The sequence below is a fragment of the Cytobacillus firmus NBRC 15306 genome (assembly GCF_001591465.1).
GTDB classification, from domain to species: Bacteria; Bacillota; Bacilli; order Bacillales; family Cytobacillaceae; genus Cytobacillus; species Cytobacillus firmus.
In genome coordinates this window covers 58,526-85,080 of record NZ_BCUY01000008.1, presented here as the reverse complement: position 1 = coordinate 85,080, position 26,555 = coordinate 58,526, and the positions used below count along the sequence as shown (strand labels likewise).

Genomic DNA, 26,555 nt, shown 5'->3' with positions numbered 1-26,555 from the left:
TATATGGATTTGAATATTGATATGAGTAAATTCATTGATGAAAATAAAAATGAGAATGAAAATGTCTCTTCAGTTCTTTATAAAAAAGCTGTAAATCATATGGATAAAGGTTACTATTGGGAAGCAATAGAACTTTTTGAAAAAGCAGCGAATTTAGGTTCTGTTAAAGCTCAGTCCGATTTAGCCAACCTATATCTTTATGGTATTGAGGAAATAGGTATTAAATCTTATCATCCAAATGCATTAAAATGGTTTCGAAAGTTAGCTGAACAGGGTGACGAAGAGGCTCAATTTCAGTGTGATTATCTATATTACTACGGCTTGCGCAATTCTCAAGAATCTAAAGAAACAATTGAAGAGGTTTTAGAGACTTCGGAGATTGAGGACACTAATGCTTTTAAGTTAGCGGGACAGATGAATTATTTCGGTGAAGGCGTTAGACAGGATTTGCAGCAAGGAATCGAATACTTTAGGAGGGCGGCTGACCAAGGGGATGTTGATGCACAAATAGCGGTTTGCGCATGTTTGTGTGAAACTGGAAAACTCGGTGAATCCATTAACTACTTAAATATGATTGAAACAAATCATGTATTGGAGGATGGTCATAAAAATTGGCTAGCACAAATTAAGTCTAACCTTTAAAAATAAGTGATTTTTTGTGTGAATGGTTTGCAAACACAACGCATCACAAATGCCATGCAAAAGCTTGGTGTAAAGGGGCGATCACAAGCTGTTGTAGAGCTCCTTCGAATGGGAGAGCTAGAACTTTAATTTAGACCGGCTATCCTTCTGGGAAGCCGGTTATCACATTATATAGGGAATATTTCATTATTGGATTTATTTCTGTCTTGAAATTTATACGGAAAAAGGTGAAAATATATGCACAAGGGCAGAAAACATCGTAAAAGCTTAAATGGGAGTGTTTATGAATGAAGCTGGAAGATCCTAAAACAAATGAAATAAATGATGTTGTAGCTGATATTGAAAAAGACTTAAGATACATATCCGGCATTATCAAGCAAAAGGGAAGGGAAATTCTAAGTGATTTTACCATAACCCCTCCTCAGTTTGTGGCATTGCAATGGCTGTTTGAAGAAGGCGATATGACTATCGGCGAGCTGTCAAATAAAATGTATCTTGCATGCAGCACGACAACAGATCTTGTTGACCGAATGGAGAAAAACAGCCTTGTGAAAAGAGTGAAAGATCCAAATGACCGAAGAGTAGTCCGGATTCATCTGCTTGAAGAAGGAGAGCGGATTATTGAAGAAGTTATTAAAAAACGCCAGGATTACCTAAAAGAGGTTCTTAAAAATTCTTCACATAATGAGGTTTTGTTCTTAAAAGATAACTTAATGAAATTACACCATGATATGCGCGGAGAATGAGGCGGTACCTTTGAAACAACCTATAGGAATAATTGACTCTGGAGTGGGGGGCTTAACGGTCGCGAAAGAAATCATGCGGCAGCTGCCAAATGAACATATTATATACCTCGGAGATACAGCACGATGCCCGTACGGCCCTCGGCCTGGTGAAGAGGTGAAATTCTTTACCTGGCAATTGACGGAGTACTTGCTTAAAGAAAACATTAAAATGCTAGTTATAGCCTGTAATACAGCTACTGCTGTCGCACTGGAGGAAATACGCAGGGAACTGCCGATACCGGTTATCGGTGTCATTTTCCCAGGCGCAAGAACAGCTATTAAAGTGACGAAAAATCATATAATTGGTGTCATTGGCACAGAGGGGACAGTCAAAAGCAGGGCATATGAAAATGCGCTGATTCAGATAAACAGCAGGTCTGCCGTGCACAGTCTGGCATGTCCAAAATTCGTTCCTCTTGTAGAAAGCGGGGAGTATGAAGGGTCAGTTGCCAAAAAGATAGTGGCTGAGACACTTCAGCCCTTAAAAGGAAAAGGAATGGATACACTCATTCTTGGATGTACTCATTATCCTTTATTAGAACCGATTATTAAAAATGTAATGGGTAAAGATGTAAAGGTTATCAGCTCAGGTGAGGAAACAGCAAGGGAAGCAAGTACTATTCTGCACCACCATGGCCTTCTTAAAGCTGGGGATGAGAATCCTGAATATAAATTCTGTACAACTGGCTCCACGGCCATTTTTTCTAAAATTGCTTCAAAGTGGCTTGGGTTCTCTGTAAATGATGTTGAAAAAATTTCGCTCTAATATACGCAGACACCTTCTGAACTTTTTCAGAAGGTGTTTTTATGAGAATAAAATTCTGATTGTTTCTTTTAGATTACTTTTTAAACAAGCTTTGGTATCATGAAACTGAAAGAAAAATTATACTTAATTGAGTTGGTGATCAATTTGCTGGCACAAGCCGAAAACTATTTGAAAAAATATTTTGGATATACTTCTTTCCGTCCCGGCCAACAGGAGATTATTCAGAATATCCTCTCACAAACCAATACTCTTGGCATTCTCCCAACTGGAGGCGGAAAGTCAATTTGCTTTCAAATACCCGCTCTTGTACTCCCCGGAACGGCCATTGTGATTTCTCCCTTAATTTCCCTGATGAAGGATCAAGTAGATGCTCTTAGCACTGCAGGCATCCCTGCTGCTTTTATAAACAGCACATTGTCTTCTGCTGAATACCAGCACATTGTGGCTGGAATACGCAATGGAGAATATAAGCTCGTGTATGTGGCACCGGAACGATTTGGGTCCATGGCCTTTTGGGAATTGTTAAACGATATTTCAATCAATGCAATCATCTTTGATGAAGCACATTGCATTTCTCAATGGGGGCATGACTTCCGGCCAAGTTATCGTTCCGTTGTCTCAGAGCTTAGCAATCTGTACCAGAAACCTGTGATCGCTGCTTTGACCGCAACAGCAACAAGGGATGTCGCAGAAGATATTCGCAGGCTTCTAAACATCGGTGAGGAAAATACGTTTATAACTGGCTTTGCAAGGGATAATCTATCCTTTCATGTATTGAAGGGTGTTAACAAAAGAGATTTTCTATTGCAGACCATAAATAAACATAAAAACGAAGCAGGAATTATTTATACTTCAAGCCGCAGGGAGACAGACCAGCTGTACCAGTTCCTAAAAGGCAAGAACTGCTCAGTTGCCAAATATCATGCAGGCTTAAAGGAAGAAGAACGAAAAAAAGCACAGGATGCCTTTGTATACGATGAATCAGATATTATGGTCGCAACAAATGCTTTTGGAATGGGGATTGATAAATCCAATGTCAGATATGTCATCCACTATAATCTCCCCCGGAACATTGAAGCTTATTATCAGGAAGCGGGAAGGGCAGGAAGAGATGGAGAGGATAGCATATGTTATTTGCTGTTTGCTCCCCAGGATATCCAGCTGCAGAAATTTTTGATTGAGGAGAGCAGTCTGGATCCCCGGAAAATGGAGCAGGAATACAGCAAGCTAAAGGATATGGTTAATTACTGCCACACAGAGAAATGCCTTCAATCCTATATCATTGATTATTTTGATGAGAATGCCGAACCGATCCTCTGCGGAAAATGCAGCAGCTGCCTGGATGACCGGACAAGCATCGATATTACTCAGGAAGCTTTAATGATTTTTTCGTGCATTAAGCGGATGGGAGAAAGATTTGGCGTTACTTTGACTGCCCAGGTTTTAAAAGGCTCAAGTAATAAAAGAATCCGAGAGCTTAATTTTAATCAACTTTCCACATTTGGGTTGATGAAAAACCGCAAAGAAAAAGAGATTGCTGAAATGATCAACTACCTGCTGGCTGAGGAGTATCTGATTTTAACAGATGGAAAATATCCGACAGTAAGGCTGTCTGCAAATGCAGTTCCTGTCTTGAAAGGACAGAAAAAACTAGCTATGAAAATTAGTGAGCCTGTACCTGTTCAGGAAGCAGATGAAAACATTGAACTTTTTGAGATGCTGAGGAAGCTCAGGAAAAAGATTGCAGATGAAGAAAATGTTCCTCCTTTTGTTGTATTTGCTGATACCGCATTAAAAGAAATGTGCCGATATTTTCCTGTGACTAAAGACATGATGTTAAATATAAAAGGTGTAGGACAAATGAAGTTTGATAAGTATGGGGAGGATTTTATCCAGGCAATCAAAGAATTTGCCGAAGAACATAATATTTCCCCTATGCCTTCAGCAGAGCCCGCATCAATGACAGAGGAACCACAGGATGAACGTCCTAGCTACCAGATTTCCTATGATTATTATATGGATGGGATGTCCATAAGAGAAATAGCGAAAAAACGAAACTTCTCACCCATAACGATTCAGGAGCATATTTTCCGGTCGATCAAAGAAGGCAATGAAATTGACTGGACTGATATTTTCAATGAAACGGAAGAACAGCTTGTTTTGCAGGCAGCTGAAAAAGCCGGAAGAGACAAACTTAAGCCAATTAAAGAAGAACTTCCGGATGAAATAGATTATTTTAAAATCAAAGCAGTCCTTGTAAAAGACGAACTCCAGAAACAAAATTGACCATGAAGCTCCTTTTTGGGGCTTCTTTTTCTATGAAAGATAAGAGAATTTTGAACGTCGATAACTGTCTAGCGCAAGCAGCCTACCCCCTCGAGGTGTCGGGGGTGGGCAAGGAGCTTGCGCTTTTCCTTCGGATTGTCCAAATTTGTCAAAAATCTATTCACACTTTTATCCCAAAAGACGGTCTAAATTACAGATAGGTTCGTATACATGTAGTACAAACTGTCTCAGGGGGGATTATGTATGTCTATAAATAAAAAAGCGTCAATAGTATCAGCTGTACTGGTATCATCTGTTTTATTATCTGGCTGCGGATTGTTTGGAAGCCAGGGAAAAGAAAAGGTCGATCCGCCAAAAGCAGTATCTTATACCGATGAAGGCGAAAGTGTTGCTGAAGAAACAACAGGTAAAGAGACAGCTGAAAATGAAGAGGGTGTTACGGCAAATCTTAAAACAGAGCTTTACTTGATTGATAAAAATGGGTATGTTGTTCCCCAGACAATCGATCTTCCGAAAACAAACTCAGTGGCTACTAAGGCGTTAGAGTATCTGGTGGAAAACGGACCTGTTACAGAGCTTCTTCCTAATGATTTTCGTGCAGTCCTTCCGGCTGATACAAAAGTCTCTGTAAATATTAAAGATAAAGTTGCAACCGTCGATTTTTCAAAAGAGTTTCAGGAATATGCTAAGGAAGATGAAAAGAAAATTCTCCAATCAGTTACCTGGACACTTACACAATTTGATTCTATTGATAAAGTTAAGCTGACATTAAACGGACATGAATTAAAAGAGATGCCTGTGGATGGAACCCCTGTCAGTTCCGCGTTAACGAGAGCCAATGGAATAAATCTGGATACAACAGAAGTGGTGGATATCACGAATACTAAACCGGTTACCGTTTATTATCTGGGCGGGGATGAAGAAAACTATTATTATGTGCCTGTAACGAAGCGTGTCAGCAATACTTTGGACAACAAGGTCGAAGCGGTTGTTTCCGAATTGATAAAAGGGCCAAATTATGCGTCCAATCTGGTGACAGATTTCCTTCCGGATGTAGAGCTGCTTGAAGCTCCAAAAATTGAAGAAGGAAAAGTCACATTAAACTTCAATGAAAATGTTTTCAGCAGCTTCGAAGAGAAAATGATTTCAAAGCACTTGCTGAACGCACTTGTCCTTTCCCTCACTGAACAAAAGGGCATCGAAAGCGTAGCTGTTACAGTCGATGGCAAAGCAGAGATTGTTAATGAAGATGGGGAAAAACTATCCGAGCCTGTAACACGCCCTGAAAATGTGAATACAGGAAGTTTTTAATATAGCAGATTTTGTTATACTATATAGTAACAGGAAAAAGAGGTTGGCATTTAATGCCGCCTCTTCTTTGTTGGTAAAATAGACAATATAACTGGGCAAATGCCCATGTTCAATATAAGCAAATGAAGGGGGAATCAGCTTATGCGCGCAGATGGACGTGAACCAAAGCAGCTTAGGCCAATACATATTGAAACTGATTATTTAAAGCATCCTGAGGGCTCTGTACTCATTACAGTGGGAGACACAAAGGTGATTTGTACAGCAAGCATTGACGAAAGGGTCCCTCCTTTTATGAGAGGACAGGGGAAAGGCTGGATAACAGCTGAATATTCCATGCTTCCCAGGGCAACAGAACAGAGAAATATCAGGGAATCTGCAAAAGGAAAAATCACAGGGAGAACAATGGAAATTCAGCGTCTGATCGGCCGTGCACTCCGCGCAGTAGTGGATCTTGATGCGCTTGGCGAAAGAACGGTATGGCTTGATTGCGACGTAATACAGGCTGATGGCGGGACACGGACAGCTTCCATTACAGGAGCCTTTATTGCAATGGCCCAGGCGATGGATAAGCTTTACAGCAGCAAGAAGCTTTCAAGCTATCCAATCAATGATTTCCTTGCGGCCACAAGCGTGGGAATTCTTACTGACAAGCAGGCTGCAGTGGATTTGAATTATATTGAAGACTCCTCTGCTGAAGTGGATATGAATGTTGTCATGACTGGCAGCGGGGAGTTTGTAGAGCTTCAGGGAACTGGAGAAGAAGCGACTTTTTCATATGCACAGCTTCAGGAAATGCTTGATGCTGCACAGGAAGGGATATCAGAGCTGCTTGAACTTCAGAAGTCGGCACTTGGAGAGAATATCTCAGGAAGCATTCAAAGCAAAAGAGAAAAGCTTGCGGGGAGGGCATAACATGCAGGAAGTCATAATCGCTACTAAAAATGCAGGCAAAGCGAGAGAGTTTGAGCGGATGTTCAAGCCTCTTGGATACGAAGTAAAAACGCTGCTGGATTATCCTGATTTTCAGGATGTTGAGGAGACAGGCAGCACGTTTGAAGAGAATGCCATTCTTAAAGCGGAAGCCGTTTCTAAAGCTTTAGGAAGAATGGTCATTGCAGATGATTCAGGATTGATCATTGATGCGCTTGGAGGAAAGCCGGGCATCTATTCCGCCCGCTACGCAGGCGAGGAAAAAAACGATCAGAAAAATATGGACAAAGTTCTCGATGAGCTCGAAAGCATTCCCGATCATAAACGGCAGGCGCGGTTCTATTGCGCTCTTGCCATCGCCTCTCCCGGAAAAACAACTGCAACAGTTGCAGGAACTTGTGAAGGTCATATCTTAAAAGAAAAAAGAGGGACTTATGGATTTGGCTATGATCCTATTTTCTTTGCAGAAGAAAAAAACAAAGCAATGGCTGAATTAATGCCGGAGGAAAAAAGCCAGATCAGCCATAGAGCGAATGCTCTCCAAAAGCTGGAGGAGCTGCTTCCTTCTTTCGTGGCCGGAGCTGAAAACTCATGAAAGTTCTGATTGTCAGTGATAGCCATGGGTTAACCTCTGAACTCAGCAAAATACGTGAAAGACATCCAGGTATGGATATAATGATTCACTGCGGAGATTCGGAGCTTCAGGCTGATCATGAATCATTAGAAGGCTATGCTGCTGTAAGAGGAAATTGCGACTTTGATGCAGCATTCCCGGAGGATAGAATAGAAGAAGCTGGAGGACTCCGCTTTTTTGTCACACACGGCCACAGATATTCCGTTAAGTCTACCTTAATGAACCTTTCATACAAGGCACGTGAAATGAAAGCAGATATCGTATGTTTTGGCCATTCACATGGTCTGGGAGCTGAAATGTCTGAGGGGATATTATTTATTAACCCTGGAAGCATACGGCAGCCTAGAGGAAGAAAGGAAAAAACATATGTCATTCTGGAAGCCAGGGGAAAAGATGTTACACTGGATGTGTATGACTTATCTAATGGGATAATTCCTGAACTGACACAAAGTTTTTCACTGGTAAAAAGCGATTAATTTGCATATAATAACTGAGGGAAGCCAGTCTTCCCTCAATTAAAAAAATATTTTACAAAGTGTTGACTTCTTAACATTTGTTTAATATAATAAATCTTGTCGTTGAGTTAATATATCTCAATCAGGTAAATAATTTCAAAATGTCCCAGTAGCTCAGCTGGATAGAGCAACGGCCTTCTAAGCCGTCGGTCGGGAGTTCGAATCTCTCCTGGGACGCCATTTACACATCTGGAAACACTACATATCTTACCGAATTTTTACTCACCTTTTTGGTGGGTTTTTTTGTTTTTAAATCAAGTCTGAATGACAGGAACCGGCCAGTGTGTTTTTAAATTGCCCCTATAACCCTCATCAGCTGTGTTATCTCCCTTTTTAAAAAAATAAAAAAATTTTTTGTCCCATGGAATGTGAATATATCAATAATGTAAGCGGATACACAATAACGGATTAATCTAAATTATCAAATAATTCATAAAAAGGGTGTTGACGGCTGATAAAAATGGGCGTAAGATAGTCCTCAATATAAGAAATTTACACCATCAAGTTAAGTGGAACAATAAACGTCATCCAAGTGAAATCTATCTCGCTATATGAATTTTTGTTTTTTTTTTAATCTATTAATTCAATGGTTTAAAGTGTGATTGTGTTGAGGTTAAAGCTCAGAATAGGAAAAGCGTAGAAGAGGATAAGTAGTTTTATGACAGGCATTCACAGAGAGCCGGATCTGCTGAAACCCGGTAATGCCCTCTTAAAATGAACTCACCTCTGAGCGCAGTCCTGAAAGATGATCGACTAGGGGCTGCCGGGTGTCCTTCACCCGTTATCAAAACGAACAGCACGTCGCTGTTTATGAGTGCACGCATCATAAGCGTGAATCAGGGTGGTACCGTGGAACAGGTGATCAAAGCCTTTTCATCCCTTATACCTACAATCGTTAGGTTTCTTTAGGGGTGGAAGGGCTTTTTATATTGGAGTTTAAAAACATGAGGAGGTTATCAACAAATGCTGCAGGAAGCTGCCTTAACAGAAACAAAAACGGAGACACATCCTGTCACCGGCGCTGATCTGTTATTAAAAGCCTTGGAGAAAGAAAATGTTGAAGTGATTTTTGGTTATCCTGGAGGAGCTGTTCTTCCACTGTACGACAAGCTGTATCATTCAAAGATTCTTCATGTGCTGCCGCGTCATGAACAGGGAGGAATTCATGCTGCTGAAGGGTATGCCCGGATATCTGGAAAGCCCGGTGTCGTAATTGCCACTTCAGGACCAGGAGCCACTAATATTGTTACCGGTCTTGCAGATGCAATGATGGATTCACTTCCGCTGATTGTTTTTACAGGTCAAGTGGCAACGGGAGTCATTGGATCAGACGCCTTTCAGGAGGCAGATATCCTGGGGATAACCACTCCAATTACAAAATACAATTACCAGGTCCGCAGCATTGAAGATATCCCGAGAATTGTTAAAGAAGCTTTTTATATAGCTTCAACCGGCAGGCCTGGACCAGTGCTGATCGATATCCCTAAAGACATCGCTGCGGGAATTGCAGATCAGCCTGAGGAAGAAAAGGAAGTGAATCTGCCGGGATATCAGCCGACATTAAAACCAAATTACCTGCAAATAAGGAAATTAACTGAAGCAGTCAGCAGATCGAAAAAGCCTGTCATCCTGGCTGGTGCCGGCGTGCTTCATGGAAGAGCATCCATAGAGTTAAAAGATTACGCAGAGCAGCAGCAAATACCTGTTATCCATACGCTTCTCGGCCTCGGCGGGTTTCCTGCAAGCCATCCATTATTTATCGGTATGGCGGGGATGCACGGCTGTTATGCAGCCAATATGGGACTCACCGAATGTGACTTGCTGATAAATATTGGAGCCCGTTTTGATGACAGATTAACGGGGAATTTACAGCATTTTGCACCACATGCAACAGTCGCCCATATTGATATTGACCCTGCTGAAATCGGTAAAAATGTTCCAACGTCCATCCCGATTGTCGCAGATGCAAAAGAAGCTCTTGAGCAGCTGATTCTGCAGGATGGAAAACCGCCGGCCCATAAAGAATGGATGGAAACCATCCTGAGGTGGCAGGAGGAATATCCATATTTCTATGATAAAGAATCTGGACGGCTGAAGCCCCAGAAAGTCATGGAAATGCTTCATTCAAAAACAGAAGGGAATGCCATCGTCGTAACAGATGTAGGACAGCATCAAATGTGGGCAGCTCAATACTACCGATTTAATAAAGCAGACAGATGGGTGACTTCAGGAGGGCTTGGAACAATGGGATTTGGTTTCCCGGCAAGCATCGGAGCTCAGCTGGCTGACCCGGAAGCATGCGTACTCGCTATTTGCGGTGATGGAGGATTCCAAATGTCAACACAGGAGCTTGCTATTATACAGGAACTGAATCTGCCGGTAAAAATTATAATTTTTAATAATATGGCCCTAGGCATGGTCCGGCAATGGCAGGAGATCTTTTATGAATCCCGTTTCTCTCACAGCAAAATCCCGGTACAGCCTTCTTTCGTAAAATTGGCAGAAGCCTACGGGATAAAAGGATATGTCATTCAATCTGAAGCAGAGGCTGAAGAGGTATTGGATGATGTGCTTCATAACCGCGAACCAGTGCTTATCGATTTCAGGGTGGATCCGGATGAAAATGTGTATCCGATGATTGCACCAGGAAAAGGACTTCATGAAATGGCAGGTGTAAAACCATGAAACGAATCATATGCCTGACTGTGATGAATCGGCCGGGTGTTCTAAACAGAATTACTAATCTATTTTCCAAAAGAAACTTTAATATTGAAAGCATTTCAGTCGGCCTGTCCGAACATGAAGGGATGTCGCGAATAACTTGTGTGGTCCATGTTGAGGACTCCGGTGCCAGCGAACAAATTACGAAACAGCTGAACAAGCAAATCGATGTGATAAAAGTAACGGATATCACGGATCAGTCGATTGTCGCAAGAGAGCTTGCCCTTATTAAAGTTCAGGCAGTCCCATATACAAGAAATGAAATTTACTCATTGATTGAACCTTTCAGAGCTTCTGTTATAGATGTCAGCAAGGATAGCATGACCGTTCAGATTACAGGTGAATCTGATAAAGTAGAAGCTTTCATTGATCTCATTAAACCTTATGGCATCAAAGAGCTGGCCCGGACGGGAACAACGGCATTCCCTAGAGGAACACAGCGTCCTTCCCAGCAGTCCAAATCATATTCTATTGTTTAGCATATATCGCTGAAAATAAAAATTTAAATCGGAGAGGGAGATATAACATGGCAAAGATGTACTATAACGGAGATGCAAATGCAGCATATTTAAACGGAAAGAAGGTAGCGGTAATCGGATATGGTTCACAGGGACATGCGCACGCGTTAAACATGAGGGACAGCGGAGTTGAGGTTGTAATCGGCCTTAGAAAAGGGAAGTCTTGGGTAAAGGCAGAAGAAGACGGCTTCCAGGTATATTCTGTAGCTGAGGCAGCTGCACAGTCTGATGTAGTGATGATCCTATTGCCGGATGAACTCCAGCCAAAAGTATACAAGGAAGAAATCGAACCGAATCTATCAAGTCAGGCATTAATGTTTGCCCATGGATTTAATATTCATTTTAATCAGATCGTGCCTCCAAAAGAGTGTGATGTACTGCTTGTAGCACCAAAAGGACCAGGCCATTTAGTCAGAAGAACATATGAACAGGATGCAGGTGTCCCAGCCCTGTTTGCAGTTCATCAGGACGTTACAGGGGAAGCAAAGGAGCTGGCCCTTGCTTACGCTAAAGCTATTGGATCTCTTCGCGCAGGTGCCCTGGAAACGACTTTTAAAGAAGAAACCGAGACAGATTTGTTTGGCGAACAGGCAGTGCTGTGCGGAGGGCTGACGTCATTGGTGAAAGCAGGATTTGAGACTTTGACAGAAGCAGGTTATCAGCCGGAATTGGCATACTTTGAATGCTTGCATGAACTAAAACTCATTGTTGATCTTATGTATGAGGGCGGTCTTGAAGGAATGCGCTATTCCATCTCAGATACTGCACAATGGGGTGACTTTGTCAGCGGTCCGCGCGTGGTAGATGCAAGGGTGAAAGAAGAAATGAAGGCAGTTTTGAAAGATATTCAGGAAGGTAATTTTGCTAAAGGCTGGATTTTGGAGAACCAGGCTAATAGACCGGTATTTAATGCCGTGAATCAGAGAGAGAATGAGCATCCAATTGAACAGGTAGGAAGAGAGCTTCGCAAAATGATGCCGTTTGTCAATAGCAGCAAGAAGAAAGAAGTGGTCGTAAGTGCGAACAATTAAGATATTTGACACAACCTTAAGAGATGGCGAACAATCAGCCGGTGTAAACCTTAACTTTTCCGAAAAGTTAGAAATTGCCAGGCAGCTGGAGCGCTTGAATGTTGATATTATTGAAGCTGGTTTTCCTGCAGCGTCAAAAGGTGATTTTGCTTCTGTACAGAAAATTGCCCAGACTATTAAAAATTGCTCGGTCACAGGCCTGGCAAGAGCAGTTATCTCTGATATAGATGCCGCATGGGGAGCATTGAAGGACGGGGCTGAGCCCAGGATACATACATTCCTGGCAACTTCTCCGATTCACAGACAATATAAGTTAAAGAAAACGAAAGAAGAAGTGGTTGAAACAGCAGTGGAAACAGTTAAGTATGCTGCTTCAAAGTTCCCGATCGTCCAATGGTCTGCGGAGGATGCTACCAGGACGGAATTGCCTTTTCTTGCTGAAATAATCGAAAAGGTCATCCAGGCCGGTGCGAGGATCATTAATATACCGGATACTGTTGGATACACAACACCGCAGGAGTACGGTGAAATTTTTCAATATTTAAGAAATCATGTTCCTTCTATTGAAAAAGTATCCTTATCAGCTCATTGCCATGATGACTTGGGAATGGCCATAGCGAATTCGCTGTCAGCTATAGAAAATGGAGCCACACAGATTGAGGGCACGATTAATGGAATTGGTGAAAGAGCCGGGAATGCGGCACTTGAGGAGCTGGCAGTAGCCCTATATATCCGGAATAATCATTATCAGGCTTCAACCCGTCTGAATCTTCAGGAAATCAGCAGAACGAGCAGTCTGATCAGCAAGCTGACAGGCATGGTGGTGCCAGCCAACAAAGCAATTGTCGGCAGGAATGCTTTTGCGCATGAATCAGGGATACACCAGGACGGGGTACTGAAAGAAAAAACAACGTATGAAATCATTTCCCCTGATCTAGTCGGATTCCAATCCAATTCCATGGTGCTGGGAAAACATTCCGGGCGCCACGCCTTTAAGAACCGGCTTATGGAACTGGGGCTTGAAGTAGCAGATGAAGAAGCGAACAGGCTGTTCACAGTTTTTAAAGATTTGGCAGACCGTAAGAAAGAGATGACAGACGATGACCTTGCAGCAATCGTACTTGAAGAGAAGCTCTCCAGGGAGCAGCGATTCTATGATTTAATCGGGATCCAAATTCAATATGGAACGAATTCTGTTCCGACAGCAACTGTTACTCTGTCAGGATCAAACAACGAAGTGATCCAGGAAGCGGGTACTGGAGCAGGAAGCATCGAAGCGCTGTATAACACATTGGAAAAATGCCTGAATGGAACAGCTAATCTGCTTGATTACCGCATACAATCCGTAGGAGCAGGAAGAGATGCTTTAGCACAGGTTTATGTGAAGCTGAATTATGATGGAATGGAAAGCAGCGGCCGCGGATTGGCCCAGGATGTGCTCGAAGCTTCCTCAAAAGCTTACTTGAATGCTGTTAATAGAGTGATATATATGAAAGAAAAAGCACAGGCGCAAGCGGTAGAGGCGAATTAACAGAAGCTCCCGTTCCTCATCGCGGGTTGGCTTTAGTGCCCCGTGCTGAAATCAATATAACCAAAACAATAATCTATAAGAATAAACAAAAAACAGACGGAGGGATTAAAAATGAAAAAACGTATCGCAGTACTTCCAGGAGATGGGATCGGCAAAGAAGTGGTGAAGGGAGCAATTGAAGTCCTGCAGGCTGTTGGAGAACGTTTCGGACATCAATTCCAATTTTCATATGGCAAAATTGGCGGTTCTGCTATTGATGAAGCCGGGACCCCGCTGCCTGATGAAACGCTGGAGCTTTGCAAAGAAAGCGATGCGGTCATGCTGGGAGCGGTTGGAGGGCCTAAATGGGACCGGCAGCCTCCCCACCTTCGTCCTGAAAAGGGTCTCTTACGGATCCGCAAAGAATTAAATCTATATGCCAATTTGCGGCCAACTCAATATTATTCAAGCCTTTCCGATACTTCCCCATTAAAAAATGAGGTAATTGAAGGCGTGGATATGCTGATGGTCAGAGAATTAACCGGCGGACTTTATTTTGGAAAGCCAAGCGAAAGGACACAGCAAAACGGAAAAGATGCTGTCGTAGATACCTTGTTTTATCAAAAAGAAGAAATGCGCCGTGTCATTAAGCTGGCGTTTGAACTTGCTGCAAAGCGGCGTGCTAAAGTGACTTCTGTTGATAAGGCCAATGTCCTGGAATCCAGCCGAATGTGGAGAGAAGTTGCAGAGGAAATCGCAAAGCAATATCCGGATATCGTGCTTGAACATATGCTTGTTGACAATGCAGCGATGCAAATGATTAAAAATCCGAAACAATTCGATGTTGTAGTAACTGAAAATATGTTTGGCGATATTCTGAGCGATGAAGCTTCTGTATTGACTGGTTCTTTAGGGATGCTTCCTTCGGCAAGTATTTCCGAAAACGGGCCATATTTATACGAACCAATTCATGGTTCTGCACCGGATATTCAAGGGAAGAATGCAGCTAATCCTATTGCCATGATTTTATCAGCAGCCATGATGCTTCGTTTATCTTTCGGAATGGAAGAGGAAGCTGAAGCGGTTGAGAATGCTGTTAATCAAGTTCTTGAAGCTGGCTATCGAACAAGAGATATTGTTTCATTTGGAAAAAAGGTGGTTACTACTTCTGAAATGATTGAAGAGGTGAAGGCTACCCTTTTGGATAACGAAGCTATTCTTAATATCATGGGGGCTTATGCATAAAAGCTGAAATGATGGCTGGACACAGTTTCAGCTGATTTTAAACTTGAGACACGGCCTTCATCGGCCGTGTTTCTTTTAAAAAGGAGTGGGGCAGAATGGGAAAATCAATAATAGATAAGATTTGGGAAAAGCATGTAGTCCACAGGGAAGAGGGAAAGCCGGATTTGATGTACATAGACCTCCACTTGGTGCATGAAGTTACATCCCCTCAGGCTTTTTCCGGTTTAAGAATGAAAAACAGGAAAGTGAGAAGGCCTGATAAAACGTTTGCTACAGTTGACCACAATATTCCTACTGATAACCGAAAAGTCATCAATGATCCTGTTGCATTAAACCAAATGACCACTTTGGAAAAAAACTGTCTGGAATTCGGCATCCCTCTTGCCGGGCTGGATAGTCCTGAACAAGGGATTGTCCATGTCATCGGGCCGGAACTGGGGCTAACACAGCCAGGCATGACGATTGTTTGCGGGGACAGCCATACATCCACACATGGAGCATTTGGATCAATAGCCTTTGGCATCGGCACAAGTGAAGTTGAGCATGTCCTGGCTACCCAGACTTTATGGCAGAGCAAGCCTAAAACATTAAAACTGGAGATAAACGGAGAGCTGAAAAAAGGTGTTACTGCAAAAGATGTCATCCTTTATATTATCGCCAAAAATGGAATTGGCTTTGGTACAGGCCATATTATTGAATATTGCGGGGAGACGATTGCAAAAATGTCAATGGAAGAAAGAATGACGATTTGCAATATGTCCATTGAAGGAGGCGCAAAAGCGGGGCTTGTCAGTCCTGATGAAACAACGTTTGCGTATCTGCAAGGACGGAAGTATGCACCAAAAGGAGCAGGATTTGCGGATGTAGTCGAGAATTGGAAATATCTGGTATCTGATTCTGATGCACAATACGATAAAACCATTCAGATTGATGCCGCTGATATTGCGCCAATGGTCAGCTGGGGCACGAATCCATCCATGACTTCCAAGGTGAATGAACAAATTCCAAAACTTGAGGAATGCAAAAACGAGCTTGAACAAAAATCACTATCAAGAGCATTAGAATATATGGGATTGCAGGAAGGCCAAAAGATTGAAGACATTCAAATTCAGCATGTTTTTATCGGGTCCTGCACAAATTCCCGGCTGGAAGACCTAAAACAGGCAGCTGAAATCATTAGAGGGAAGAAGGTTCATCCTCATGTCCGTGCACTTGTTGTTCCAGGTTCACAGCAGGTCAAGAAGCAGGCAGAGGCAGATGGACTGGACCTTATCTTTAAGCAGGCAGGGTTTGAATGGAGGGAATCAGGCTGCAGCATGTGTTTGAGCATGAATAATGATATTGTGCCAAACGGCGAGCATTGTGCGTCGACATCAAACCGTAATTTTGAAGGACGCCAGGGATCAGGGGCCAGAACACACCTTGTCAGCCCTTTAATGGCGGCAGCCGCCGCTATATACGGACACTTTGTGGACGTAGGTGCTTTACTAAGTGCAGAGACTGTCCATTAAGAAGGAGGAGAATTAAATGAGCGGATTTAAAACACTTCAGGGAAAAGCAGCTGCAATGGATAGAGCCAATGTGGATACCGATCAGATTATTCCCAAGCAATTTCTAAAAAGAATTGAGAAAACGGGGTTTGGACAATATCTGTTTTATGACTGGAGATTTACGAAAGAAGGACTGCCTAACCCGGAGTTTGAGCTGAATAAGGCGGAAAATCAGGGTGCTTCCATCCTCATTGCAAATGAAAACTTCGGCTGCGGATCTTCCAGGGAGCATGCGCCATGGGCTTTAGGGGATTATGGCTTCAAAGTAATTATTGCACCTTCGTTTGCGGATATTTTTCATCAGAATTGCTTAAAAAATGGACTTTTGCCAATCACTCTGCCGGCAGAAACAGTCGAATATTTGCTCCAGCGTGCCAAAAAACAGCCGTATGATTTGAAAGTTGACTTACAGAATGGAATAATTGAAGATGAATATAATTTTTCAGCGACATTCACAATTAATGAATACTGGAAAAAAATGCTGATTAACGGCTGGGATGAAATAGAGATTACTCTTCAATTGGAAAGCAGCATTTCAAGTTTTGAAGAAAAACGGTTTGCGGTACAGTAGGGACCTATGAAAGATTCATGGCATGAAACCATGAATCTTTTTGTTTTTGTGCTATTTCATGCTACACTAACTTCAAAAATACTAGTTGAGGCGGTTTTAGCATGGGAAAGCGGGAACAGAGAAAACAAAACAATAAAATCATTCTATTTCCCGGCCTTGAGAAACGGCTACTCGAAAAGGGGCTTGAGTCCTTTCAGCAGAAAAGGTATAAGGAATCGATCCGGTTCTTTGAAGAAGCATTGGAGATGGAGCCTGATAATACGGATGTCCATATTGGGCTCGTTCTGGCATATTATGAAGCAGGAGTCTTGGAAAAGGCAAAAGAACTGGCTAATAAAATGCTCCAGACAGGCATAGGGGATTACATACAGGTAATGGATCTTTATTTAATGATCCTTGTACAGCTGCATCAATACAGTGAGATTGCAGCAACGATTGAGGTTTTGCTTGAAGAAAGGGAAATCCCGAAGGAGAAATTTGAGCATTTTAGCAGAATGCTTGAGTTCAGCAGAAAGATGGCTGCTTCACCTTCTGAAACCGAGATCGAAGCACCCGATCTGGAGGAATTTAATAGCAGGAAGCTCAATCTGTTTTCCTGCCAGGATGAGCATGAACAAATGCAGATTGCTGCACAGCTGGCAGAACATAACATCAGGCCTTATGTTGAAGATATTAAAGCCTATTTGGAAGCGCAGGATGGAAATCCTTTTTTTAAAACGATGCTGTTAAATGTGCTTTCTGAGCATGGGTATGAAAAATATGTAACGATTCGGAAGTTTGATAAAGTCATTCGGGTAAATCCTGCTGAACTGCCCCCGGTTCATCAGCAGCCGATGCTGTTAAAAATAGTCAATAAACTGGAGATTCAGCTCGAGCAGGAAGACCCGGTACTATTCGAAAATACAAAGAGCATTGCAGAAAGGCACTTCTTCCTGCTTTATCCGCTTGAAGCCCCGCCGGAAAATGCTGCGTCCTGGGCAGCGGCATACCATATGCTCTCATATGAATATCACGGCTTAAACAGTTCGCTGAGCAATCTTGGTGATATTTATGTTGCTCCTGAAGAGGAAATAGCAGAGGTTCTTGCCTTTATAAGAAAGATAGAAGAAATTTCTTATCCCAATATTTAACCTTCAATGTTGAAAGACAGGGAGTGTATGTTATAATATAATGGTTGTATTATGTGTATATATACATTTTTATTAAATGGATATGCCTTGAAAAAACAAGAGATATTCATAACATTCTGTCATGAATGAAATGATAATAGATTTTTGGAGGGAAATGATTGTATGTCTGCTAAATTTGAAAAGTTAGAAGGGAACCGCGGGGTTCTTACAATTGAAGTAGATGCAGAGAAAGTAACCGAAGGTTTAGACGCTGCATTCAAAAAAGTAGTTAAGCAAGTAAATGTACCTGGGTTCCGTAAAGGAAAAATGCCTCGCGGAATGTTTGAAAAGCGTTTCGGAGTTGAATCTTTATACCAGGATGCAGTGGATTATCTTCTTCCAGAAGCTTATGCTAATGCAATTGATGAAACTGGCATTGAGCCTGTGGATCGCCCTGAAATTGATGTGGAGCAAATCGAAAAAGGAAAAAGCCTTATTTTCAAAGCTACAGTAACTGTTAAGCCTGAAGTAAAGCTTGGCGAATACAAAGGCCTTGAAGTAAAGCCTCTTGAAACAAATGTAACGGATGAAGATGTGAACAGCGAGCTGACTTCACTTCAGGAAAGACAAGCTGAACTTGCAGTTAAAGAAGAAGGAAAAGCTGAAAATGGCGATACAGTTGTTATGGACTTTGAAGGATTCGTTGATGGGGAAGCTTTCGAAGGCGGAAAAGCTGAGAACTACTCTTTAGAACTTGGTTCAGGACAATTCATCCCTGGATTTGAAGAGCAGCTGATTGGTACTGCTGCTGGAGAATCTAAGGATGTTGAAGTTTCTTTTCCAGAGGAATACCATGCAGCTGAGCTAGCTGGTAAGCCTGCAACATTCAAAGTAACTGTTCATGAAATCAAAACAAAACAGCTTCCTGAGCTGGATGATGAGTTTGCTAAGGATGCTGACGAAGAAGTGGAAACTTTGGATGCATTAAAAGAAAAAATCAAAACTCGCTTAGAAGAAAGCAAGAAGCATGAAGCTGAGCACCATGTCCGCGACACTGTTGTCGAAGCAGCAGCGGCTAATGCAGAAATGGAAATCCCGGCTGCAATGGTTGACACTGAAGTTAACCGCATGATGCAGGAGTTCGAACAGCGTCTTCAAATGCAAGGCATGAACCTTGAACTATACTTCCAGTTCTCCGGACAGGATGAAGCTGCACTGCGCGAGCAAATGAAAGAGGAAGCTGAAAAGCGCGTACGCGTTAACCTGACTCTTGAAGCAATCGCAAAAGCTGAAAACATCGAAGTAAGCGATGAAGAAGTTACAGAAGAACTTAACAAAATGGCAGAAATGTACAACATGTCTGCTGACCAGATCACACAAGCTCTTGGAAGCCTTGAAGGCCTAAAAACAGATCTTCAAATTAAAAAAGCAGTAGATTTCCTTGTGGAAAATAGCAAGACTGTTGCATAATAGAAGTAGTAGTAAACAAGGCGCGAGTTTATCGTGCCTTGTTTTATACCATTAAGACCATACATAATGAAAATCTCCCTTGTATCTTTTGCCTGGTGAAAAGTTTTACGGCATATTGCACATGGACAGGAATAAAAATACATATAAATAGATAATTTAATTATCGGTCCAGGAGGCCGACTTAATTTAGCCATTTTTGGTTAAGCTTATGAAAGTACATATAATATTCAGCCTGTATTTCTTTGCGGAATTCCATCACATGCATGCATGCATACATAATTGAAATGTTTTAAGAGTTATCATTTCCTGTCCACTGTAAAAATGTGTTACAATGCAATACATAACTGCTGAAGGTTTTGATTTGTACGAAAGTGTGAATGATTAAAGAGGCCTGTGCGCAAGGTCAATGACACAGTGTCCGCATTAATTCCCAACCTTTCTATGGCTGAATAAAGAACTATTTGCATGTGATTTCGCAAGCTTTATATATCGTTTTGAAGTTTTTTCAAGGGGTGAAGGATTTGTTTAAATTTAATGACGAAAAAGGGCAATTGAAGTGTTCTTTCTGTGGCAAGACACAGGATCAGGTCCGCAAACTTGTTGCTGGGCCTGGAGTATATATATGTGATGAATGCATTGAGCTTTGCACTGAAATTGTGGAAGAAGAACTGGGAACAGAAGAAGAAGTGGAGTTCAAAGATGTGCCAAAGCCCGCTGAAATCCGCGATATTCTGGATGAATATGTAATTGGCCAGGAGCAGGCGAAGAAATCGCTGTCTGTTGCTGTATATAATCACTATAAGCGAATCAATTCCAACAGCAAGATTGATGAAGTTGAACTATCAAAAAGTAATATTGCCATGATCGGTCCGACTGGAAGCGGTAAAACCTTGCTGGCTCAGACATTGGCCCGTATTCTTAATGTTCCATTTGCAATTGCAGATGCAACATCATTGACTGAAGCCGGATATGTCGGGGAAGATGTTGAAAATATCCTCCTAAAGCTTATTCAGGCAGCAGATTATGATGTGGAAAAGGCAGAAAAAGGAATCATTTATATTGATGAGATTGATAAGGTTGCACGTAAGTCGGAAAATCCGTCCATCACCCGTGATGTATCAGGTGAAGGGGTGCAGCAGGCGCTGTTGAAAATTCTTGAAGGAACAGTTGCAAGCGTACCGCCACAAGGCGGCCGCAAGCATCCTCATCAGGAATTTATCCAGATTGACACGACAAATATCCTGTTTATCTGCGGCGGTGCCTTCGATGGCATTGAGCAAATTATTAAACGCCGTTTAGGCCAAAAGGTAATTGGCTTTGGTTCTGACCAGAATCAAAAAGAAATCGAGCCAAAGGATCTTCTTGCAAAAGTGCTTCCTGAAGACCTGCTGAAATTCGGATTAATTCCTGAATTTATTGGACGTCTTCCAGTTATTGCAAGCCTTTCCCAGCTTGATGAAGCGGCATTGATTGAGATTTTAACTAAACCTAAAAATGCACTTGTCAAACAATACCAGAAAATGCTTGAACTCGATGATGTTGAGCTTGAGTTCGAAGAAGACGCACTTGAGGAAATTGCTAAAAAAGCAATTGAAAGAAAAACAGGTGCCCGCGGACTGCGCTCCATTATTGAAGGAATTATGCTGGATGTAATGTTTGATCTTCCTTCGCGCGAAGATATTAAAAAATGCATTATTACGAAAGAAACGGTTATTGATAACGGTTCTCCTAAGCTTGTTTTGGAGGACGGTACAGTCGTAGAAGAAGAGCGCAAGACTTCAGCGTAATTGAAAAATGGCCAGTCCCTGCGGGGCATGGCCATTTTTTTGCGCCTTTCTGACCCTTTTTCTTACCTTACTTTAAAATGAATTCTTTGTTTATTCCAACTCAGTCAGGGAGATACTAGCATTATTAACGAGAACAAATAATGCAGGAGGGAACACAATGAGTTGGACGGGGATCGCTTTATTTATCCAATTGTTTTTTGGAATCGTCATTGGGCTTTACTTTTGGAATTTACTTAGGAGCCAGCGGACACAGAAAGTTTCTATCGACCGTGAATCAAGGAAGGAAATGGATGTTTTAAAAAAGATGCGTTCCATTTCATTGACTGAACCTTTATCAGAAAAAGTTCGTCCATCCAGCTTTGCTGACATTGTGGGGCAGGAAGATGGAATTAAGTCTCTGAAAGCAGCATTGTGCGGACCCAATCCTCAGCATGTAATTATTTATGGTCCACCGGGTGTGGGGAAAACGGCTGCTGCCAGATTGGTTCTGGAAGAAGCCAAGAAAAATGCAAAATCACCCTTTAAGGCAGCTTCTATTTTTATCGAACTGGATGCCACTACTGCGAGATTTGATGAGCGGGGTATTGCTGATCCTCTAATAGGTTCTGTTCATGATCCTATCTATCAGGGAGCAGGGGCAATGGGACAGGCGGGAATTCCTCAGCCTAAACAGGGTGCTGTTACAAATGCACATGGAGGCGTGCTTTTTATTGATGAAATCGGTGAGCTTCATCCCATTCAGATGAACAAGCTTCTGAAAGTGCTTGAAGACCGGAAAGTATTTCTGGAAAGCGCCTATTATAATGAAGAAAATACTCAAATACCAACCCATATTCATGATATTTTTAAAAATGGCCTGCCGGCGGACTTCCGCCTCATCGGAGCAACTACGAGAACTCCTAATGAAATTCCGCCTGCCATTCGTTCCAGATGTATGGAGGTGTTTTTCAGGGAGTTAGCTGAAGAGGAGATAATAGCGGTAGCTGGAAAGGCTGCGGAAAAGGTCAATCTCGCTGTTAGTGAAAAAGGGCTTGGCATTCTTGCTAATTATGCAAGGAACGGACGTGAAGCGGTAAATATGATTCAAATCTCTGCGGGTTTAGCAATTACTGAGGACCGTGATTACATAAAAGATGAAGATATTGAGTGGGTTGTCCAATCGAGTCAGCTTTCACCGAGAATGGAGAGGAAAATCAATTCCCACTCTGCTGTTGGACTTGTCAACGGGCTGGCGGTATATGGGCCGAACACAGGTGCTCTGCTTGATATTGAAGTTACTGTGATTCCTGCAAAAGAGAAGGGCAGCATTAATATTACAGGCATAGTGGAAGAAGAAAGCATTGGCGGCCAAGGAAAGTCAATCCGGAGAAAAAGTATGGCCAAGGGTTCAATTGAAAATGTTATCACCGTTCTGAGATCGATGGGCGTCCCGGCTGACGAATATGATATTCATGTCAACTTCCCTGGCGGAGTTCCAATTGACGGTCCTTCTGCCGGCATCGCCATGGCGACAGGGATTTATTCTGCCATTTATAAACGGCCAGTTGACAATACTGTAGCCATGACCGGAGAAATCAGCATTCATGGGTATGTCAAGCCAATTGGAGGCGTATATCCAAAGGTGAAGGCCGCCAAAAAAGCCGGAGCACAGACAGTAATTATCCCAAAAGAAAATATGCAATCCATTTTAAAGGAGATAACAGGAATCAAGATCGTCCCTGTATCTCATTTAAATGAAGTATTTGAGGCAGCGCTGCAAAAAGAGTATCTCAAAGAGCAGGCTATTACTGCGTCAATCGAATTAAAGAAAAAAGAAAGCATTTAATGTGTGGCCCGGTTTGCAGTTGCCTGGAAACCTGCTGTATTAACGCCTCCCGCTAATCGCGGTCAGAAACTTCGGTTTGCAGTTTAGGCTACAAACCGAAGTTTTATTTGCGTAAAGAAGGATAAAGTGTAATTATAAATGAATATCATTGAAAGACGGCTTTCAGCTGTTTCTCTTTAATAGACACTGCTATTTAAATACGATAGAATTGTACAAAGAAATTATTAGCAATAATGGGGTTAAAAAGATGCATTTTGGAGGTGCAATGGAATGGCGAAAAAGAAAGAAATCATCGTCCCCCTCCTGCCGCTTCGGGGCTTGCTTGTTTATCCGACCATGGTTCTGCATTTGGATGTAGGCCGTGAGAAATCGGTTCAGGCTCTGGAAAAAGCAATGGTAGATGACCATTTAATATTCTTAACAACACAAAAGGATATATCTATAGATGAACCATCAGAAGATGATCTATATGGAATGGGCACGCTCACACGTGTCAAGCAGATGCTCAAGCTTCCAAACGGTACGATCCGTGTTCTTGTTGAAGGCCTAAAGAGAGCTAAAATCATTGATTTTCAGGACGAAACTGAACATTATTCCGTTAGTGTGAAGGTTTTTGAGGATCCTGAGACGAAGGACGTTGAGGATCAGGCATTGATGAGGACTATGCTTGAGTATTTTGAGCAATACATAAAGGTATCGAAGAAAATATCAGCCGAAACGTATTCTTCTGTAGCAGATATAGAAGAGCCGGGGCGCATGGCGGATATCATTTCTTCCCACTTGCCTTTAAAGCTGAAGGAAAAACAGGAAATTCTTGAAACCATTGATGTAAAAGAGCGCATGAATCAGGTTATTGAAATCATCCATAATGAAAAAGAAGTTTTGAACCTTGAGAAAAAGATTGGCCAGCGTGTGAAAAAATCAATGGAACGAACGCAAAAGGAATATTATCTGCGTGAGCAGATGAAGGCAATCCAAAAAGAGCTCGGGGATAAGGAAGGCAAAACTGGAGAAATTGCCGAGCTGACGGAAAAGATTGAAAATGCCGGTATGCCTGAGCATGTCCAGCTTACAGCATTAAAAGAACTAGACCGCTATGAAAAGGTTCCATCCAGTTCGGCTGAAAGCGCGGTTATCCGCAATTATATTGAGTGGCTGGTCACATTGCCATGGTCGAAGTCAACAGAAGATGACCTGGATATTCTGAAGGCTGAGAGAATCCTGAATGAAGACCATTATGGCCTGGAAAAAGTAAAGGAACGGGTTTTGGAGTACCTTGCAGTGCAAAAGCTGACTAACTCCCTTAAAGGCCCAATCCTATGCCTTGCAGGGCCTCCTGGGGTCGGTAAAACAAGTCTTGCACGTTCTATTGCAACTTCGCTAAACCGCAATTTCGTCCGTGTATCCCTCGGCGGAGTCCGGGATGAGTCTGAGATTCGCGGACATAGAAGAACTTATGTTGGTGCCATGCCTGGACGCATCATTCAGGGCATGAAAAAGGCAGGGACGATCAACCCTGTATTCCTGCTTGATGAAATCGACAAAATGTCCTCCGATTTCCGAGGGGATCCTTCATCTGCGATGCTTGAGGTTTTAGACCCTGAGCAGAACCATAATTTTAGTGATCATTACATTGAAGAAACTTATGATCTGTCGAAGGTCATGTTTATAGCCACAGCCAATAATCTTGGCACGATCCCTGGCCCGCTGCTGGACAGAATGGAAGTTATCACGATTGCAGGCTATACAGAGCAGGAGAAGATTCACATAGCTAAAGACCACCTTCTGCCTAAGCAAATTAAAGAACATGGTCTTTCCAAAGCACAGCTTCAGATTCGCGAGGATGGCCTCCAGAAGGTAGTCCGCTATTATACCCGGGAAGCTGGAGTCCGCGGATTGGAACGCCAGCTCGCTACAATCTGCAGAAAAACAGCTAAAATTATCGTATCCGGCGAAAAGAAGAAAGTGATTGTAAACTCAAAAAATGCTGAAGAGTTTCTTGGAAAGCCAAAATACCGTTACGGTCAGGCTGAGCTTGAAGACCAGGTTGGTGTTGCAACAGGGCTGGCCTATACAACAGTTGGCGGCGATACCCTTCAAATAGAAGTATCACTTTCTCCCGGAAAAGGAAAGCTCGTTCTTACAGGTAAATTGGGGGATGTCATGAAAGAGTCTGCTCAAGCGGCATTCAGTTATGTTCGTTCAAAAGCTAAAGAACTGGGCATTGATGAGAAGTTCCATGAAAAGCATGACATTCATATCCATGTTCCAGAAGGGGCTGTCCCGAAAGACGGCCCATCTGCCGGAATAACAATTACTACCGCTCTGGTTTCTGCTCTGTCAGGAAAACCAATCCGTAAAGAAGTGGGAATGACAGGGGAAATTACGTTAAGAGGCCGGGTGCTTCCTATTGGCGGCTTGAAAGAGAAATCTTTAAGTGCCCATCGTGCCGGATTAACGAAGATCATCCTCCCTAAAGATAATGAAAAGGACATTGAAGATATCCCTGAAAGCATCAGGGAAGAGCTTGATTTCGTACTGGTATCACATGTGGACGAAGTCTTGAAACATGCCCTGAATGGCGGTGCTCAAGCATGAAAGTAACCAGCTCAGAAATAGTCATCAGTGCTGTTAAGCCTGATCAATATCCTGAAAGTGAATTGCCGGAATTTGCCCTTGCCGGCCGTTCGAACGTCGGCAAATCTTCTTTCATTAATAAAATGCTTAATCGAAGGGGACTTGCCAGAATATCCTCTAAGCCGGGGAAGACACAAACCCTGAACTTTTACCTTATTAACGAAATTCTTCACTTTGTTGATGTTCCGGGCTATGGGTATGCAAAGGTATCCAAAAAGGAACGTGAAGCATGGGGAAAGATGATAGAAACATATTTAACAAGCAGAGAGCAGTTAAAAGCAGTTGTGCTTATTGTTGATTTGCGCCATCCCCCTACAAGTGACGATGTCATGATGTACGACTTTTTAAAGCATTATGAAATTCCCTGTGTAGTGATTGCCACAAAAGCGGATAAAATACCGAAATCCAAGTGGCAAAAACATATGAAAATCACGAAAGAAACATTGGATATCGATCCGAATGACCAGATCATTATGTTTTCCTCTGAAACAGGTTATGGGAAAGACCAGGCCTGGTCGGCATTAAAAAGCTATATGTAAATAAAAAATCCCGCAGCATTTGCAGCGGGATTTTTTTGTATTCTCCATTCAGGTCTTTCGTCCTGTAAATGGATATTTGCGATATCCTGCAGTTCATTATACATATGGTATTAACTGGATATAATTTTTGTCGAAAGGTAAGGAATCTAAAGGATACGGGAGGATATGGAGTT

21 protein-coding genes, 1 tRNA gene, 1 pseudogene and 1 other annotated feature are annotated in these 26,555 nt (G+C 42.3%); all 23 genes and pseudogenes read left to right on the top strand.

Annotated features, from left to right (window positions below):
- The first annotated feature begins 3 nt into the window (after positions 1 to 3).
- The 23 genes and pseudogenes from BFI01S_RS04260 (at position 4) to yihA (ending at position 26,382) form a co-directional block, all read left to right on the top strand.
- A complete protein-coding gene (locus BFI01S_RS04260; RefSeq protein WP_061791494.1) occupies positions 4 to 642 on the top strand; it encodes a tetratricopeptide repeat protein in 639 nt (212 codons plus the stop codon).
- Positions 643 to 684: 42 nt separating this feature from the next.
- Positions 685 to 771, top strand: a pseudogene (gerE, locus tag BFI01S_RS22260) (spore germination transcription factor GerE); the annotation flags it as partial.
- A gap of 158 nt (positions 772 to 929) precedes the next feature.
- Positions 930 to 1,388, top strand: coding sequence for a MarR family winged helix-turn-helix transcriptional regulator (locus BFI01S_RS04255; protein WP_061791493.1), 459 nt, complete (start codon positions 930 to 932; stop codon positions 1,386 to 1,388).
- 10 nt (positions 1,389 to 1,398) lie between these two features.
- Positions 1,399 to 2,193 (top strand): glutamate racemase, encoded by a 795-nt coding sequence (gene racE / locus BFI01S_RS04250; RefSeq protein WP_061791492.1) that lies wholly within the window; start codon positions 1,399 to 1,401, stop codon positions 2,191 to 2,193.
- A gap of 99 nt (positions 2,194 to 2,292) precedes the next feature.
- Positions 2,293 to 4,479, top strand: a complete 2,187-nt coding sequence (recQ, locus tag BFI01S_RS04245; protein ID WP_235831097.1) for a DNA helicase RecQ — start codon at positions 2,293 to 2,295, stop codon at positions 4,477 to 4,479.
- A 243-nt stretch (positions 4,480 to 4,722) separates the two neighbouring features.
- Positions 4,723 to 5,790 (top strand): GerMN domain-containing protein, encoded by a 1,068-nt coding sequence (locus BFI01S_RS04240; RefSeq protein WP_061791491.1) that lies wholly within the window; start codon positions 4,723 to 4,725, stop codon positions 5,788 to 5,790.
- A gap of 141 nt (positions 5,791 to 5,931) precedes the next feature.
- The gene (gene rph, locus BFI01S_RS04235; protein ID WP_061791490.1) at positions 5,932 to 6,702 is read left to right on the top strand and encodes a ribonuclease PH; all 771 of its coding nucleotides are present in this window, start codon (positions 5,932 to 5,934) and stop codon (positions 6,700 to 6,702) included.
- 1 nt (position 6,703) lies between these two features.
- On the top strand, positions 6,704 to 7,315 hold the full coding sequence (locus BFI01S_RS04230; RefSeq protein WP_061791489.1) for an XTP/dITP diphosphatase: 612 nt from the start codon (positions 6,704 to 6,706) through the stop codon (positions 7,313 to 7,315).
- Positions 7,312 to 7,830, top strand: coding sequence for a metallophosphoesterase (locus BFI01S_RS04225; RefSeq protein WP_061791488.1), 519 nt, complete (start codon positions 7,312 to 7,314; stop codon positions 7,828 to 7,830). The genes BFI01S_RS04230 and BFI01S_RS04225 overlap by 4 nt, the downstream gene beginning before the upstream one ends.
- A gap of 142 nt (positions 7,831 to 7,972) precedes the next feature.
- Positions 7,973 to 8,049: transfer RNA gene (locus BFI01S_RS04220), tRNA-Arg, on the top strand.
- 448 nt (positions 8,050 to 8,497) lie between these two features.
- Positions 8,498 to 8,753, top strand: a binding site (T-box leader).
- A gap of 79 nt (positions 8,754 to 8,832) precedes the next feature.
- The gene (gene ilvB, locus BFI01S_RS04215) at positions 8,833 to 10,554 is read left to right on the top strand and encodes an acetolactate synthase large subunit (RefSeq protein ID WP_061791487.1); all 1,722 of its coding nucleotides are present in this window, start codon (positions 8,833 to 8,835) and stop codon (positions 10,552 to 10,554) included.
- Positions 10,551 to 11,069 (top strand): acetolactate synthase small subunit, encoded by a 519-nt coding sequence (ilvN, locus tag BFI01S_RS04210; RefSeq protein WP_061791486.1) that lies wholly within the window; start codon positions 10,551 to 10,553, stop codon positions 11,067 to 11,069. Before ilvB ends, ilvN begins: the two co-directional genes overlap by 4 nt.
- 47 nt (positions 11,070 to 11,116) lie before the next feature.
- Positions 11,117 to 12,139 (top strand): ketol-acid reductoisomerase, encoded by a 1,023-nt coding sequence (gene ilvC / locus BFI01S_RS04205; RefSeq protein ID WP_061791485.1) that lies wholly within the window; start codon positions 11,117 to 11,119, stop codon positions 12,137 to 12,139.
- Positions 12,126 to 13,670: a 2-isopropylmalate synthase gene (locus BFI01S_RS04200; RefSeq protein ID WP_061791484.1), complete on the top strand. Its 1,545-nt coding sequence runs from the start codon at positions 12,126 to 12,128 to the stop codon at positions 13,668 to 13,670. Before ilvC ends, BFI01S_RS04200 begins: the two co-directional genes overlap by 14 nt.
- Positions 13,671 to 13,781: 111 nt before the next feature.
- Complete coding sequence (gene leuB, locus BFI01S_RS04195; RefSeq protein WP_061791483.1) at positions 13,782 to 14,894, top strand: 3-isopropylmalate dehydrogenase; 1,113 nt, start codon at positions 13,782 to 13,784, stop codon at positions 14,892 to 14,894.
- A gap of 95 nt (positions 14,895 to 14,989) precedes the next feature.
- Complete coding sequence (gene leuC, locus BFI01S_RS04190) at positions 14,990 to 16,405, top strand: 3-isopropylmalate dehydratase large subunit (protein WP_061791482.1); 1,416 nt, start codon at positions 14,990 to 14,992, stop codon at positions 16,403 to 16,405.
- 16 nt (positions 16,406 to 16,421) lie between these two features.
- Positions 16,422 to 17,015 (top strand): 3-isopropylmalate dehydratase small subunit, encoded by a 594-nt coding sequence (leuD, locus tag BFI01S_RS04185; RefSeq protein ID WP_061791481.1) that lies wholly within the window; start codon positions 16,422 to 16,424, stop codon positions 17,013 to 17,015.
- A gap of 101 nt (positions 17,016 to 17,116) precedes the next feature.
- Entirely contained in the window at positions 17,117 to 18,145 is a 1,029-nt protein-coding gene (locus tag BFI01S_RS04180) for a tetratricopeptide repeat protein (RefSeq protein ID WP_061791480.1), read from the top strand.
- Positions 18,146 to 18,307: 162 nt separating this feature from the next.
- Positions 18,308 to 19,594 (top strand): trigger factor, encoded by a 1,287-nt coding sequence (gene tig / locus BFI01S_RS04175; RefSeq protein WP_061791479.1) that lies wholly within the window; start codon positions 18,308 to 18,310, stop codon positions 19,592 to 19,594.
- 521 nt (positions 19,595 to 20,115) lie between these two features.
- Positions 20,116 to 21,381, top strand: a complete 1,266-nt coding sequence (gene clpX / locus BFI01S_RS04170) for an ATP-dependent protease ATP-binding subunit ClpX (RefSeq protein WP_061791478.1) — start codon at positions 20,116 to 20,118, stop codon at positions 21,379 to 21,381.
- Positions 21,382 to 21,538: 157 nt separating this feature from the next.
- The gene (gene lonB, locus BFI01S_RS04165) at positions 21,539 to 23,206 is read left to right on the top strand and encodes an ATP-dependent protease LonB (protein ID WP_061791477.1); all 1,668 of its coding nucleotides are present in this window, start codon (positions 21,539 to 21,541) and stop codon (positions 23,204 to 23,206) included.
- A 270-nt stretch (positions 23,207 to 23,476) separates the two neighbouring features.
- Positions 23,477 to 25,804, top strand: coding sequence for an endopeptidase La (gene lon / locus BFI01S_RS04160; RefSeq protein ID WP_061791476.1), 2,328 nt, complete (start codon positions 23,477 to 23,479; stop codon positions 25,802 to 25,804).
- On the top strand, positions 25,801 to 26,382 hold the full coding sequence (gene yihA, locus BFI01S_RS04155) for a ribosome biogenesis GTP-binding protein YihA/YsxC (protein ID WP_061791475.1): 582 nt from the start codon (positions 25,801 to 25,803) through the stop codon (positions 26,380 to 26,382). Before lon ends, yihA begins: the two co-directional genes overlap by 4 nt.
- Positions 26,383 to 26,555 lie beyond the last annotated feature (173 nt).

Coding starts and splice junctions, on each gene's coding strand:
- BFI01S_RS04260 (WP_061791494.1), top strand. CDS start 4: ATGGATTTGAATATTGATATGAGTAAATTCATTGATGAAAATAAAAAT.
- BFI01S_RS04255 (WP_061791493.1), top strand. CDS start 930: ATGAAGCTGGAAGATCCTAAAACAAATGAAATAAATGATGTTGTAGCT.
- recQ (WP_235831097.1), top strand. CDS start 2,293: ATGAAACTGAAAGAAAAATTATACTTAATTGAGTTGGTGATCAATTTG.
- BFI01S_RS04240 (WP_061791491.1), top strand. CDS start 4,723: ATGTCTATAAATAAAAAAGCGTCAATAGTATCAGCTGTACTGGTATCA.
- rph (WP_061791490.1), top strand. CDS start 5,932: ATGCGCGCAGATGGACGTGAACCAAAGCAGCTTAGGCCAATACATATT.
- BFI01S_RS04230 (WP_061791489.1), top strand. CDS start 6,704: ATGCAGGAAGTCATAATCGCTACTAAAAATGCAGGCAAAGCGAGAGAG.
- BFI01S_RS04225 (WP_061791488.1), top strand. CDS start 7,312: ATGAAAGTTCTGATTGTCAGTGATAGCCATGGGTTAACCTCTGAACTC.
- ilvB (WP_061791487.1), top strand. CDS start 8,833: ATGCTGCAGGAAGCTGCCTTAACAGAAACAAAAACGGAGACACATCCT.
- ilvN (WP_061791486.1), top strand. CDS start 10,551: ATGAAACGAATCATATGCCTGACTGTGATGAATCGGCCGGGTGTTCTA.
- ilvC (WP_061791485.1), top strand. CDS start 11,117: ATGGCAAAGATGTACTATAACGGAGATGCAAATGCAGCATATTTAAAC.
- leuB (WP_061791483.1), top strand. CDS start 13,782: ATGAAAAAACGTATCGCAGTACTTCCAGGAGATGGGATCGGCAAAGAA.
- leuC (WP_061791482.1), top strand. CDS start 14,990: ATGGGAAAATCAATAATAGATAAGATTTGGGAAAAGCATGTAGTCCAC.
- leuD (WP_061791481.1), top strand. CDS start 16,422: ATGAGCGGATTTAAAACACTTCAGGGAAAAGCAGCTGCAATGGATAGA.
- BFI01S_RS04180 (WP_061791480.1), top strand. CDS start 17,117: ATGGGAAAGCGGGAACAGAGAAAACAAAACAATAAAATCATTCTATTT.
- tig (WP_061791479.1), top strand. CDS start 18,308: ATGTCTGCTAAATTTGAAAAGTTAGAAGGGAACCGCGGGGTTCTTACA.
- lonB (WP_061791477.1), top strand. CDS start 21,539: ATGAGTTGGACGGGGATCGCTTTATTTATCCAATTGTTTTTTGGAATC.
- lon (WP_061791476.1), top strand. CDS start 23,477: ATGGCGAAAAAGAAAGAAATCATCGTCCCCCTCCTGCCGCTTCGGGGC.
- yihA (WP_061791475.1), top strand. CDS start 25,801: ATGAAAGTAACCAGCTCAGAAATAGTCATCAGTGCTGTTAAGCCTGAT.